13 protein-coding genes are annotated in these 14,459 nt (G+C 28.9%); 9 read left to right on the forward strand and 4 right to left on the reverse strand.

The annotated features are described in order from the left end of the window. The first annotated feature begins 65 nt into the window (after window positions 1-65). Window positions 66-584, forward strand: coding sequence for a nicotinamide-nucleotide adenylyltransferase (locus J2127_RS01240; protein ID WP_209731627.1), 519 nt, complete (start codon window positions 66-68; stop codon window positions 582-584). Between the two features lie 177 nt (window positions 585-761). Continuing rightward, the gene (locus tag J2127_RS01245) at window positions 762-1,217 is read left to right on the forward strand and encodes a 30S ribosomal protein S15 (protein WP_209731628.1); all 456 of its coding nucleotides are present in this window, start codon (window positions 762-764) and stop codon (window positions 1,215-1,217) included. 106 nt (window positions 1,218-1,323) lie between these two features. Here J2127_RS01245 and J2127_RS01250 read toward each other — a convergent pair whose 3' ends face one another. Then, complete coding sequence (locus J2127_RS01250; RefSeq protein ID WP_209731629.1) at window positions 1,324-3,102, reverse strand: dihydropteroate synthase-like protein; 1,779 nt, start codon at window positions 3,100-3,102, stop codon at window positions 1,324-1,326. A 326-nt stretch (window positions 3,103-3,428) separates the two neighbouring features. On the opposite strand from J2127_RS01250, the gene J2127_RS01255 reads away from it, so the two are divergent. The 7 genes from J2127_RS01255 (at window position 3,429) to J2127_RS01285 (ending at window position 9,886) form a co-directional block, all read left to right on the forward strand. Next, entirely contained in the window at window positions 3,429-5,687 is a 2,259-nt protein-coding gene (locus J2127_RS01255; RefSeq protein WP_209731630.1) for an AAA domain-containing protein, read from the forward strand. 252 nt (window positions 5,688-5,939) lie between these two features. Continuing rightward, on the forward strand, window positions 5,940-6,434 hold the full coding sequence (locus J2127_RS01260; protein ID WP_209731631.1) for a pyruvoyl-dependent arginine decarboxylase: 495 nt from the start codon (window positions 5,940-5,942) through the stop codon (window positions 6,432-6,434). 234 nt (window positions 6,435-6,668) lie between these two features. Next, complete coding sequence (locus tag J2127_RS01265) at window positions 6,669-6,878, forward strand: hypothetical protein (RefSeq protein WP_209590194.1); 210 nt, start codon at window positions 6,669-6,671, stop codon at window positions 6,876-6,878. Then, window positions 6,814-7,167: an adenosylmethionine decarboxylase gene (gene speD / locus J2127_RS01270; protein ID WP_209731632.1), complete on the forward strand. Its 354-nt coding sequence runs from the start codon at window positions 6,814-6,816 to the stop codon at window positions 7,165-7,167. The genes J2127_RS01265 and speD overlap by 65 nt, the downstream gene beginning before the upstream one ends. 175 nt (window positions 7,168-7,342) lie before the next feature. Then, window positions 7,343-8,197 (forward strand): polyamine aminopropyltransferase, encoded by an 855-nt coding sequence (speE, locus tag J2127_RS01275; protein WP_209731633.1) that lies wholly within the window; start codon window positions 7,343-7,345, stop codon window positions 8,195-8,197. Between the two features lie 207 nt (window positions 8,198-8,404). Then, window positions 8,405-9,295, forward strand: a complete 891-nt coding sequence (gene speB / locus J2127_RS01280; RefSeq protein ID WP_209731634.1) for an agmatinase — start codon at window positions 8,405-8,407, stop codon at window positions 9,293-9,295. A 345-nt stretch (window positions 9,296-9,640) separates the two neighbouring features. Beyond that, window positions 9,641-9,886: a hypothetical protein gene (locus J2127_RS01285; protein ID WP_209590190.1), complete on the forward strand. Its 246-nt coding sequence runs from the start codon at window positions 9,641-9,643 to the stop codon at window positions 9,884-9,886. 201 nt (window positions 9,887-10,087) lie between these two features. On the opposite strand, the gene serA is transcribed toward J2127_RS01285, so the two are convergent. The 3 genes from serA to J2127_RS01300 all read right to left on the reverse strand — a co-directional run bounded on the left by serA (window position 10,088) and on the right by J2127_RS01300 (window position 14,289). After that, a complete protein-coding gene (gene serA / locus J2127_RS01290) occupies window positions 10,088-11,659 on the reverse strand; it encodes a phosphoglycerate dehydrogenase (RefSeq protein WP_209731635.1) in 1,572 nt (523 codons plus the stop codon). Window positions 11,660-11,833: 174 nt separating this feature from the next. Beyond that, window positions 11,834-13,147 (reverse strand): phosphopantothenoylcysteine decarboxylase, encoded by a 1,314-nt coding sequence (locus J2127_RS01295; protein ID WP_209731842.1) that lies wholly within the window; start codon window positions 13,145-13,147, stop codon window positions 11,834-11,836. A 326-nt stretch (window positions 13,148-13,473) separates the two neighbouring features. After that, window positions 13,474-14,289, reverse strand: a complete 816-nt coding sequence (locus J2127_RS01300; RefSeq protein WP_209731636.1) for a 50S ribosomal protein L11 methyltransferase — start codon at window positions 14,287-14,289, stop codon at window positions 13,474-13,476. Window positions 14,290-14,459: the final 170 nt, after the last annotated feature.

Raw genomic sequence — 14,459 nt, forward strand, 5'->3', positions numbered from 1 at the left:
GCATATAGAGGTATAAATAAGAATAAATATTTTAAAATCAGGATATAATCACTAAAAGGTAAACTATGAAACACACAGAAAGAGCTTTAATCATTGGACGGTGGCAACCATTTCACAATGGGCATTATGAGATAATTAAAAAGATATCCAATGAAGTAGATGAATTAATAATTGGAATAGGTAGTAGTCAGAGGAGCCATAGCTTAAAAGACCCGTTTACAGCGGGTGAACGTATGATGATGATATCAAAATCACTTGAAAATCTAGATATTCGATACTATACGATACCTATTAGCGACATAGATTTTAACGCCATTTGGGTTTCATGTGTTGAGGCACTTACCCCGCCCTTTAATCAAGTGTATACGGGCAACTCTTTGGTAAGGGAATTATTCACTGAAAAAGGATATATTGTTAAAAAACCCGAACTTTATAATCGAGCAGAGTATTCGGGGACTAAAATAAGACAAAAAATGCTCAATAACCAAAAATGGGAACATTTGGTACCAAAATCGGTTGTAGACGTTATTAAGGAAATAGATGGCGTAGGCAGGATAAAAAGACTTAACGAAAAAGACTATTAAAATTATTACTTTTATTATTACTAAATTTTAATATCTATTTTTACGTTCGTTACATATATATACAAGATTAAACTATTAGGTTTTATTCGAGAAGTAATGTAATTATAAAACATATGATTGATTTATAATTCATTTGCTCGAACTGGGAATCATCAACGAATGTAACGAGGTTATATTATGGCAAGATTACACTCTGGTAAAAGAGGTTCCTCCAGTTCAACAAGACCTTTGAGAACAGAAGTTCCTGCATGGGTTATTTTGAATGCTGAGGAAGTAGAAGCAAGAATTATCGAAATGGCAAAAGAAGGAAAGCAATCAGCTTTAATCGGTAACATAATGAGAGACATGTACGGTGTACCTAACGTTAAGTTAATGACCGGAAAAAGTGTTTCAACAATCATGAAAGAAGCTGGATTCTACCCTGAAGTTCCAGAAGATTTATTAAACTTGATGAAAAAAGCTATCAACTTAAGAAACCATTTAGAAAACAACCCAAGAGATACACACTCAAAAACAGGTTTACACTTAATTGAGTCAAAAATCAGAAGGTTAGTTAAATACTACAAAGGTACAAAAGTATTACCTGCTACATGGAGATACTCACCTGAAGCTGCAAGATTATTAGTAGAATAATTGAAAACTTGCGTTTCATACCTTTATCATATTTTTTTCTTTTTAATTTATTATGTGCAATTTAAAAAAGTTATAATATTAAAATTATAATATTAAAATTATAAGATTATTTTAAATTCAAATTCCAAAAATCATTATAATACAATTCAAAGTCTTGATTATATTTTTTTCCGATTTTTAAGGCAATTTCTGCTTTTTCTAATTCTTTACCAAAATAAGCAGCATGGTCCATTTTTGTAATCATTTTTAATCTAAGAGCGGTTTCATAAATTTCCTTTGGATTTTTACCTTTTAAAATTTTCTGAGGTTGCCCATATACATAATATATTGCAATTATGTTTGAATTTTTCCTATCTAATTTTATTTTAAAGCTTCCTTTGTCCAAAACTTGCTTTTCGTTCTCTTTTGCAATTATTATATCGTTTTCTGTTAAACCATTCATATATGTACCATTAAATTTGTTATTGATTTTACTATTAAGTTTATCATCATCTTTATTAATTTTATTTAACAGTTTAACTTCTTCAGATTTATTATAAATTTCTTCATCGTTCTTTTTATCTTTATAATTTATCAAAGTATAACCTAAATCTTTTGGAAGGCTATTCTTAATTTTAGCTAAAAATGTTATTTTTGAAGCTATTTTTAATTCTTTTATAGAATATTTACATTTATCCGAGGCTTCTGGCGTAAATAATATATTACCCCCTACTTCTTGACCTATTGCGCATAAAGTGGCATTTACCCCGTTACTGTCCACATCAAAAAGTTCCGTTACATTACCAATACCAAAAAACATTGGTAATTTATATTTTTCTTTGAATAATTTGCATGCAATGATACTATCAGTAAAATTGCACCCTAAATTATTAATTGGCTCCAAAATTGGGTCTGCAACTACCTTTAAATCATTATTTAATAATTTTTCCACGTTGTTCTTTAAGGTGGCTATTTTATTATCTATTGTATGAGGTACTTCATTTGTCTTGTAATTCGTAGGTAAAACAACCGATGCAGTATTAGAATTAGTTAAATAAGGTATTAAATCGTCAGAGTTACCTGCATCTACGCTTAAAATCATGTCTACATCTAATTTTATAGCTTCGATTAATTCTTTTGTATTTAATGTATCTACACTAATCGGTTTATCGGTTAAATCTCTTGCAATAGAGATTATTCTGTGTAAATCTTTGGAGTTATCCTCATTGCTTACCATACCTAAATCAATCATGTCCACCCCTGAATCAAGGTAGTAATTGATTTTATTTTCCAACTCCATATCGGATAACCATGGGGTGTGGACTATTTCACCCAATACTCTCATGGGATACTTATCGCCAATTTTCAGGTTTCCGATTTTTATATTGCTTAAATTATTCTTTGAGTTAAGACTACTATTTGTAGTCATTTCATGAGCATACTCATGGTTTTCATTATTATTGGGATCATATAATGGCAATTTTTCGGCATTTTGTAGTTCTTTTTCTGCTTCTTTGATAATGTATTGTGCAATTTGGTCATCCGCATAATCTGTAGTTGATAAAGAGATATTTTCCAAATTGTTAATTAGGAGGGGTATATCAGAAGCTTCACGAGTAGATTTATAACATTTTATACCGATACTGTCTTCTATTATTTTTAAATCGTGTCTAATTAATCCGGTTACCAATATAAAATCATAAATTGTGCTTAATTTTTTTTCAGAAATATTTAGTTCTGTTGAATAATCAGATATTGCTTTCAATATTAGATTAGGGGTTAAAAATGCAGCTATGGAAATATCTGTTTGATATATGTCGATATTTTTGTATTTTAAGACTGCTTTATTTACTCTTTCGTAAGCTTGTTTTCCTGTGATTATTAATATTTTAGAGGTTTCTTTCATGAATTCACCGGCTAAATAAATATTTTTGTGTACGTGTGTAATTGAGTAATTTTATACTTGAATAATTGTATATTTGGATAATTGTGTATTTGGATAATTGTGTATTTGGATAATTGTGTATTTGGATAATTGTGTATTTGGATAATTGTGTATTTGGATAATTGTGTATTTTGTATTTTGTATTTTGTATTTTGTATTTTGTATTTTGTATTTTGTATTTGTGCATAATTATTAATTTAAATTAATAATAAAATGATAGTATTATATAGCGTTTTAATTATATAATATATATTTTATAATTTAGGTATAAATTTATTAGGTGTATTATGGATTTAAAAAGTTGTTATTCAGGAAATTTTAAAAAATTAATTAAAAAAGAGCGAGATTATGAAATAAATTTTCATAGAAATGAAATTAAAAGGATGGGGGAGAAAAGAGAAAATACAGGTCGTGCAATATTAAATTTAAATGGAAAAGTTATAAAACAGATTTTTAATGAAAAAATTGTTCGATACGGTAGAAAAAAGAAGTTTGAAAAAATTGACATCTCCGTTGGTGATGTAGTTCTTATAAGTAAAGGCAATCCACTCTTAAGTGATTTTTACGGCAATGTAATAGCAATTGGGGGTAATCACATTGATGTTAGTGTTGAAAGCGTTCCAAAATGGGCTGTAAAAGATGTTAGGATTGATTTATACGTTAATGATGTAACATTTAAAAGAATGACCAAAGCACTTGAAAAATTTGAGGTAACGAGAAATAAAATTGCCAACATAATCATTGGTATTGAAAAGCCCAAATACTGTGCAATTAATGAAAAAACATTAAAATATTTGGAAATTAATGCAAATATTGATTTATCATCCACCTCTACTCTTGAACTAGATGAGATTATTAAAAATTTTGATTATTGCGATAATAGTTTAAATTTTTATCAAAAAGAGGCTGTAATTCGTGCTTTATTAGCTAATGACTTGTACATGGTTCATGGACCTCCTGGGACGGGTAAAACTCGTACAATTACCGAATTAATCATTCAGGAGACTAAGCGTGGAAATAGCGTTATTGCAACTGCTGATTCCAATACTGCGGTAGATAATATATTAGAAAACTTATCTAAAGCCCCGAAAATAGCCAAAAAATCAAAAATAAAATATGAAACAAAATATGGGAAATATGATTCAAAACAAAATCCAAAATTTGAAAATCCGCAAAATGGAAAACTTGAAAAATTAAAAATTGTTAGGATTGGGCACCCCTCTAGAATTTCAAAAGAATTAATTGACTACTCCTTACATTCTAAAATAACAAAACATGAGTTATATATTAAAATTGTAAAGTTACGGGAATTATTAGAGCGAGAATATTTAAAAAGAAAAGAAATCCCAAGTCCTGACCCAAAATATAGACGTGGACTTACTAATGATGATATAATACTATATGATAAGTTAAAACAACATATTCGAGGAATACCACCTAAAAAACTTGAAGAAATGGCGTTATGGGTTAGATGTAATGAAAAAATTGCAAAAATTAAGGATAAAATTGCAAAAACTGAAAAACAAATAATCACAGATATTATTGAAAACTCCGATGTAGTTCTCGCCACTAATTCAATGGCAGGTAGTGAATATTTGGAGGATTTTAACTTTAATGTAGGCGTTATTGATGAATGTAGTCAATCAATGGAACCTTCTACGTTAATTACTGCTTTAAAATGTGATAAAATTGTTATGGCGGGAGACCACAAGCAATTACCTCCTACAGTATTGTCCGATGAAATTGAATTGAAGAATACATTATTTGAAAGAATGATTAAGGAAAATAAAGAGTTTTCTCAAATTTTAAAGATACAGTATCGTATGAATGATAAAATTATGGGTTTTTCAAACAAATTGTTCTATGAAAATCAGCTTATTAGTGACGAATCGGTTAAAAATAGAGTATTAAGTGATTTAGATTATAAATTGGATAGTGAATTAGATGGTGAATTAAAAAGTCATGTTGGTATTGGTACCGATATTAGTACTGATGTCGATAGTGAGATAGATGCTAAAATAAATAATAGCCTATTTAACGATAATCCTCTTGTATTAATTAATACTGAGGGAAATGAAAAGCGTGACGATTTCAAATCGTATTATAATAAGTCCGAATTAAAAATTATAGATAAAATAATAAACAAATATCTAAAAAATGGCTTAGCTATCAGTGTAATAAGTCCTTACGATGCACAAGTTAAAAAAATAAAAGAAATAGTTTCAAGATATGAAACTAGTGAAAACGAACTTAATGAAGCTAATGAATCTAATGAAACCGATAATCAAACCAATGCCTTAAAAATCAAAGTAAAATCTATTGATGGATACCAAGGTAGGGAAGATGAGATTATAGTTGTATCTTTTGTGAGGAGTGAAAAAATAGGATTTTTGTCCGATTTAAGAAGATTAAATGTTGCATTGACTCGTGCAAAGCGTAAACTTATACTTGTTGGTAATTTTGATTTTCTGACGTCCAATAGTACTTATCTAGAATTATACGATTACATGATCGAAAAGAACGCAGATATAATTAATATAAGATAATCATCTATATCATTATTTGTTTTTTTAAATATATATGGTTATTTTTTAATTTTATTAATTTTTAAGAGTTTTTTGGTTAAATAAACCATTTATACTAATATTTATGTGTTTGACCGAATTATTTATATAATATAATGGGATAATTAATTTAAAATTATAACATATAATTTATAAACTATTTTTTAACTAACATTTTAAAAAAAACTAAACAAAAATAGCCAAAAATATGAAAAAATATGAGGTGTTTGTTATATGATGCAATCAAGTGCAATACACTCCCCATTCAACGCCCCAAATACTATATCATTAGTAGCTGGTGAAGGAGACGCGGAAATACCATTAAACGCTTTCGATATGTGCCTTTTAGAGTCAGGTATCGCAAACGTTAACTTAATAAGAATTAGCAGTATCATGCCCCCAAAAGCTGAAGTAATCCCATTACCTAACCTCCCTATGGGTTCATTAGTACCTACAGCATACGGATACCAAATGAGTGATGTTAAAGGAGAAACAGTTGCTGCATCCATTGGTGTTGCTATACCAAAAGATAAAGAATTATGCGGTTTAATCATGGAATACGAATGTGTTGGAGGCAAAAAGGAAGCAGAAGACACAGTTAGAGAAATGGCAAAAGACGGATTTGAAATGAGAGGCTGGGAAATTGATGAAATTATATCAATTGCTGCTGAACATACCGTTGAAAAAGTAGGCTGTGCATTTGCTGCTGCTGCATTATGGTACAAATAATTTAAAAAATAAAAATAATAAAATATTAAAAAATAAAATATGAAAAAATAAGTTATTTAACTTCACTAAAAATTAAAACAATAAAGCCTAAATAACTTAATAAAAATATTTTATAATTGTATAAAGATTACATAAATTCATAAAACCATATACTATAATTTTAACTAAAATTTTAACTAAATTACTGTTAAAAATCCAAAAAATGAATAATCCAATTAAAAGGAACTCGAAACTATGTTGTTTAATCAACCGAAATCAGTTAATTCAGGCGGAAAATTCAAATTTTTGAAATTAAGTGATATTCACAATAAAAAAACAAATATCAATAAATCCAATACTAACAATATTAACCTTTTAAAAATTAAAAGAGGCGAGATAGTTGAAACAGTTAGGAAAACACATCATCCTCGAACTTTGGGGATGCGAGAAGGAAGCTCTGGATGACCAACCAGGTATTGAAAAAATGTTAATTGACGCAGTTAAAGCTTGTGGAGCTACATTAATATGCGTAAAAACCCATAAATTTTCACCACAAGGTGTTACCGGTGTTGCAGTACTTGCAGAAAGCCACATTAGTATACACACATGGCCAGAATTAGGCTATGCAGCTATGGATGTATTTACTTGTGGCGCACACGTTGAACCTGAAGATACTATCACCACATTAAAAGAATTCTTAAAACCTAACCATATTGATATTATGGACATTAAAAGAGGAAATATTGTAGAATAAGTATGAATTAATTTTATGAATTATCATTATCATAATTATATTCAAGAATTATTCTATAAGTATTACTCATTTGGACATTGTTTATAGTTATAAACAGAATTTCATTGAATTTAAATTAATATAGATATAAATTATTAAAATATTGAACATTAACAATTAATAATATGGTGATATTATGAAATTCGACGCATGGTACACAGAACCACAAACTGAAAATTTAAGCTTATCTACAAAAATTAAGGATATATTATATGTTGGAAAATCAGAATATCAAGAAATTCAAATTATAGATACGTACGAATACGGAAAAACCTTGATATTAGAAAATACTTACCAAACAACTGAAAGAGACGAGTTTATATACCACGAATTAATATCCCACCCTGCATTATTTACACATGGAAACCCTAAAAATGTGCTTGTAATTGGCGGTGGAGATGGAGGAACAGTTCGTGAAGTTTTAAAACACGAAACCGTTGAATCTGTTGATTTTGTAGAATTAGATGGTATGGTAATTGAAGCTTGTAAAAAGTACATGCCTACCCTAAGTTGCAAAATTGACAATGAAAAAGTGAACGTTATTGTAACAGACGGTATTAAATACGTTGCAGACGTTGCTAAAACCGAAAAAAGGTATGATGTAATTATTGTAGACTGTCCTGACCCAGTTGGACCAGCAGCAGGTTTATTTGAGATGGAATTTTACAATAACTTATACAAGTGCTTAACTGATGACGGAGTTATGGTTCAACAAACCGAAAGTCCATTATTACACGAAAATCTTATTTCCAAAATCAAAGGACACTTAAAAGACGCAGGATTTGGATTTATAAGACCTATGGTGTGTTCAATCCCTACATACCCAAGTGGATTTTGGAGCTTTACATTAGCATCAAAACAAAACAGTCCTTTAGAAACAAATTCCGATGAAATTGTTGCTAAAATGGAAAAATACGGTATGGAAACTAAATACTATGATGAAGAAGTTCATAAAGGAGTATTTTTGGCTACACCTAAATTTTTAAAATAAATATTTGGATAAATGCTAAATAGACATTAAAATACATATTAAATAAATTATAAGTTATTTGGATTATATAACTTATAATAAAATATTATTTTTAATTTTAATTGCCAAAGAAATAACCTATTTTTAACAAAATATAATACGTAGTATAACATATAAGATGATATATAAAAGTTAATATACCAAAATATTAAATTTCCGGTGATATAGTTGTATTTTGAAGATTTATCTCAATTTATTTGTGCATATGAAGAATTTGAAACAGCTGATTTCGTAATATTTGGAATTCCATACGATTCCACCACATCATATAAACCAGGTGCAAGATTTGGACCGGATGAAGTTAGAAAATCATCTTGGGGTCTTGAAACATATAGTCCTAATTTAAATTTGGATTTAATATATGCAAAAGTTCACGACGCAAAAAACGTTGATATTGACGGTTGCCAATCTGAATTAATAGAAAAAGCATACAAATCGACTAAATACTTGCTTGAACATAAAAAAATACCTGTAATGATTGGAGGGGAACACTCCGTAAGTTATCCCGTTATTAAAGCAGTTGCTGAAGAATACGAAGATATTGTTGTCGTACATTTTGATGCTCATTGCGATTTGAGAGATGAATACCACAATAATCCTCAATCCCATGCCTGCGTAATAAAACAGAGTTTAAACCATGTTTCAAACGTATTTCAATTTGGGATAAGAAGTGGAGATTCTGAGGAATGGGAATTTGCTAGGGAAGATGAACGGATGAATACATCTCAAGAATTACCAACCGCGGAAGACGTTAAAAAAATTGCAGAATTGAACAAACCGATTTATATTACAGTGGATATCGATGTTTTAGACCCTGCATTTGCCCCAGGTACTGGCACCCCAGAACCTTGCGGATTTTCCACTAAAGAATTAATAAATTCTCTTTATTTGTTTAGAGATATCTTCGATAAAGTTGTTGGTTTTGACGTTGTTGAAGTTTCCCCACCTTATGATATGAGCGGGATTACTTCAATTGCTGCTTCAAAGATATTGCGTGAAATGATACTAATGAAAAATGAAAAGAAAAATGAAACTGGGTTAAAAACCGATATAAAGTAGATTTCTTATATTTTACTTTTTACTTTTTATATTTTATATTTTACTTTGTATATTTTATATTTTACTTTTTATTTATTTTTTAGTTATTCTTTATACTATTATTTCATAATTTTTTTATTATTAGGTATCTTCATTTATTATTATTTATTTTCGATATTCTCGCTAATTTGTTAATATATTTTGTAAATTTTGTAAATTTTCTATATTTTTTAAGGTAGTTTAATATATCATCCCTCAGTATTGCAAAATTAAATAAAAAAGGTTTTAAAGTTTAAAAGCAAATATTAAATTATATATAGTTAAAATTAGATAAGTCATAACATTATGTAATAACTTGGTGATAGATTGGCATCAGAAACTGTTAAAAAAACTATTGACGATATAGAAAATCAAATACAAAATGATAGCAGGTATATCGAATTGGTAACCACTGTTGAATACATGGTTAACATGGTTGTAGATGAAACTAAAAAAGAAACATTTAAAAGAGCATTAGAAGATGCTGAAAATGTTGAAGACGTTAAAAAGTTATTAAACGTTATAAAATTACAAATCGGTTCGCAAGGAGCTAAAAAATTCTTAGGAATTTAAATTAATGGGCATATTAAATATTATTAAAAATAATTCATAATCATTTATAACATATTTATTGTATCTATTATATTTCATATAAATACAATTAAAACTATTTTTTTATTAATTTTGGTTATTTTTTGCTTATTTAAAGAAAATAAAAATAAAATAAAAAAAGTATTTTTGAAAGATTAATCATTTCAATTATGATATAATCAATTATAATGTAACCATTTTTGCGGTTCTTACATTATCCATGTTTTTCAATTTTGACATTACATCTTCGGAGATTGTGTGGTCAACATCTAATATCATTATACTGTGACCTCCAGGTTCTTTCCTACCCACTTGCATCTTTGCAATGTTAATTCCGTATTCCCCAAGTAAAACGCCAACTTTTCCAACCATTCCTGGTCTATCAATGTGTCTTATAACGCATAAGTCGCCTTCTGGTTTAACATCAATATCATATCCATTTATTTTTCTGAATACAACTTCACCATCTACGATGTTACCAATAATTGAAATTTCATCGTTGTTACCTTTTGCAACAATCTTTAAAGCGTTTCCGTATTGATTTTCCTTCATTGTACCTTCAGAAATCTTTATGTTTCTGTTTTTAGCAACTACTGGAGCATTTACTAAGTTTACACCTGCCAATAAGATAGGTGATAAAATACCTCTTAAAAATGACCTTTTAATCATTTCAGTTTTTTCTGTTGCTAAATCGCCCAAATAGGTAATTTCAATGTTATCTATTGTATGGTCTAACAATTGAATAGCCATTAAACCCATCTTTTCAGCTAAAATCATATATGGTTTAATTTTATTCATTTTTTCAGATGGTAACATTGGTAAATTTACCACGTTTTCAGCAGATTCGCCTTTTAAGATTTTTATGGCTTGTCTTGCTACGATTGTACCTGCACTTATCTGTGCTTCTTCTGTAGAAGCTCCTTGGTGAGGTGTACCAATAACATTATCCAATTCTAAAAGTGGATTTCCTTTAGGTGGCTCTTGTTCGAATACATCCAAAGCAGCGCCTCTAATTTTATTATCCTTTAAAGCGACGTATAATGCTTCTTCGTCAATTAAACCGCCTCTTGCACAATTCATGATGATTGTATTAGGTTTCATGAGTTCTAATTGTTCTTTGCCAATCATATGTTTTGTTTTAGGGGTTAATGGAACGTGTAAGGTTATAAAGTCACTTACTTCGCATAAATCATTTACGCTCATTAAATCGATACCTAATGAATTAGCTACATCTTCAGGGATGTATGGGTCGTAGGCTACTACCTGCATACCAAAAGCTTGTGCTCTTTTTGCAACTTGTTGACCTATTCTACCAAGTCCTACGATACCTAAAGTTTTTCCGTAAACTTCGAGACCTTTGAAGGATTTTCTGTCCCATTCGCCTCTTTTTAATGATGCAGTAGCTTGTGGAATGTTTCTTACAGCAGATAACATCATACCAAATAATAACTCTGCTACAGATATTGAAGATGCGTCAGGTGCGTTTAAAACAATAATACCTTTTTCAGTTGCTGCGTTGATATCAACGTTATCTACACCTACTCCAGCTCTTGCAATAACTTTTAAATTCTCGCTTGCGTCAATGATTTCTTTTGTGGCTTTTGTACCACTTCTAATAACCAAAACGTCTGCATCTTTAATTTTTTCCTTTAATTCTTCTACAGATAATCCGGTTGCCACTTCAACGTTGCCAGCTGCTTTTAAAATGTCAACTGCGTTTTCGTGTAAAGCGTCAGTAATGAGGATTTTTGACATACCATCACCAGTATAAAAATATATTATTTAATTAATGATTAATCGAATAAAGTTAAATAATTATCTTTATTTTATTATTTTTATCCATATTATACTAATTTGTACTCATATTTAAAAGTAATTTATAACATGAATAGATTAAAATTTAATTAATGATATATGATATAATTCTAATTATAAAAATTTAGAAATATATTTTACAATTTTTGAAGCAATTTCATCTTTAGAGCCTTTTAAATTAACTCCATTTGTATTATAAGTGTCAATTACCAACACATCATTGTAATCATCGCCAAAATAATGCTTTGAAAGGTCATTTGCAATAATTGCGTCTATTCCATATTTATAAAGTCTATCCAATGCTTTTTCCATTAATTCTGACTTTTTTAAATTATATTCTGCTTTGTAACCAATTATTATTTTATCAGGGTAGTTCTTTTTTAATTCATATATGACTTTTGGCGTTTTTACAAGTTTTATGGTCTTTTCTTCCAAATCAGAATTTAGTTTACCTTCAACTTCTTCGTAAGGGGCGTAATCCGAAATAGCTGCACATGAAATAATGATATCCGCATCTTTTCCATGTTCCAAAGCTTTTTCAAGCATGTTTTCAGCGGATGTAGCTTTAATAGTATCCACATAATATGGCATATCAATACCATTACCCATTATAACTTTTACGTTATGTCCTGCCTTACAAAAAGCTTCTGCTAAGGATTTAGCAGTCTTACCCGAAGATAAATTTGAAATTACCCGTACTTTGTCGATAAATTCTACAGTACTACCACCTAAAATTAAAATATTCTTTTTAGGCATTACTTTATTTTTAACTTTTAAAGCCACATTTGAATTTAATTCTATTTTATTTTCATCTAAATTTTCTAAAGTATCCAATTCTTCCGAATCTTCGGCTATAACTGCATCATTTTCTTCACTATTGTTGAATATATCAATTACATATTTAGAAACTTCATATATGGATAAAACTTTAGCTTTTTCTTCTTCCATCTTTGAATTTGTTACATATACTTTTTCTTCAGCACTTAATTGTTTTACATGTTTCCATATTGTGTCAACCATGTTTTCGTGCATTGCTGGAACGAGTATTAACGGTTTTTTATTAAAAAACACTGTTGCAGTAGTTGTAACAATATTATCTGCGATTCTTAAGTTTATTTTACTTATTGCGTTTGCAGTAGCTGGATAAACTACCATTGCATCACAATGATGATATAGTCCCACATGTTCGATATTTCCTGTTATTTCACTATATATTTGATTACCACAACCAAAAATTAGTGCAGCTTTTCCGACTATCTTTTCAGTTTCGGGAGTATAAATACACTCTACATCGGCACCATGCCTTATTAATTCCCTCATTAATCTCGGTGCTTCTATAGCCGCTATAGACGATGTAACTGCCACCAATATAGTTTTACCATCTAACAATCTTGACTTTTCGTATTTTATAGACTTTGTCGGGTGCATTAAATTACTGTACATAATATCGTACTCCTTTTTAAGTAACGTAATATGGTTAAGATATATAATTAGAATATAGGATTATAAAAATTTTAATTAATTTGTAAAATAATTAAGTAGTAATGGATAAACTTAAATCTAAGTCGTAAATGAAATAATTAATTATTAGGTATATTACACTATTTATTAAAACTATTTATAATATTAGGTAGGTCACAGGATAAAAATTAGAAATTTAAAAATAAATCCAAAATAAAATATAAAAAAATAATGTAGAATATAAAAAATAATGTAATAATTAATGTAAAAAATAAATAAAATCTATAATTTTTTTACTCTAAACTTAGTTTAACGTTTTCAAAATCTCCACCCATAATATACGAGATTTTGAATGTGTAAGTACCCTTTTTAAGAGGTTTATTTAATGGAACTATCAAAGGTGGGTTTAACATTGGAGTTGCACCTACAATAAGACCATCTTTTAATTTAGTATAGGTATTTAATCGTAAACCTGCATTATTACAATCGTTTAGTAATGTAAATTCGATGTTATAAGACACCTTTGGGTCATTTATTTTGTAGAAGTTAATCTGACTATATAATTTTTCATCAGAAGCAGGTTTTGAAATAACTTCCTCGTCGTAGTAGATATGATTAGTCCTACAATCCACAACTTGAGCAGTGTTATAGACTGATTCAGGGATTAAAATACCGCCATCTTTTAAAAGCCCTTTTTTAAGTATTTCATTTAAAACCGGAACTTGTGGTTCGGTTATTAATGCAGTGTCTAGCATTTCAGCGATTATAACGTCTGCTTTTTCTGCATTTCCATTTTCGTCTTTAAAGGAATATTCACTTGCATCCGCCTCTACAAGTTTTATGTTTTCAAAACCATTTTCCTTGATATTTTTATCGGTGTAATAAGCAGTGATAGGGTCCAATTCTATTGCATAAACTTTTTTAGCTTGCTTTGCTGCAAACATTGCTAAAACACCACTTCCAGTGCCTAAATCAAATACTAAATCATCTTTTTTTACAGTACCCACAATCGCTTCATGAAATACAGAAACTCTTTCTTCGTCTACTAGCATACTATAATGCCATTGTGGTGACTCCATTTTTAATTTAAGGTTTTTTTCGGATTCCATTTTTACCCCTACACTAATTTATATAATTTTAAGATTACGATTAACATTAAGATTATAAAATTATCAAAATAAATTACCAAATTGTCAATAAATTTATGTTAATAAATATATAAAAAAAGGTATATTTTTATTTTTTTATTTTTTATTTTTTTACAATTTACGCTTTAAGA

The sequence above is a fragment of the Methanococcus voltae genome (genome assembly GCF_017875395.1).
Classification (GTDB): Archaea; AGJL01; Methanococci; order Methanococcales; family Methanococcaceae; genus Methanococcus; species Methanococcus voltae_C.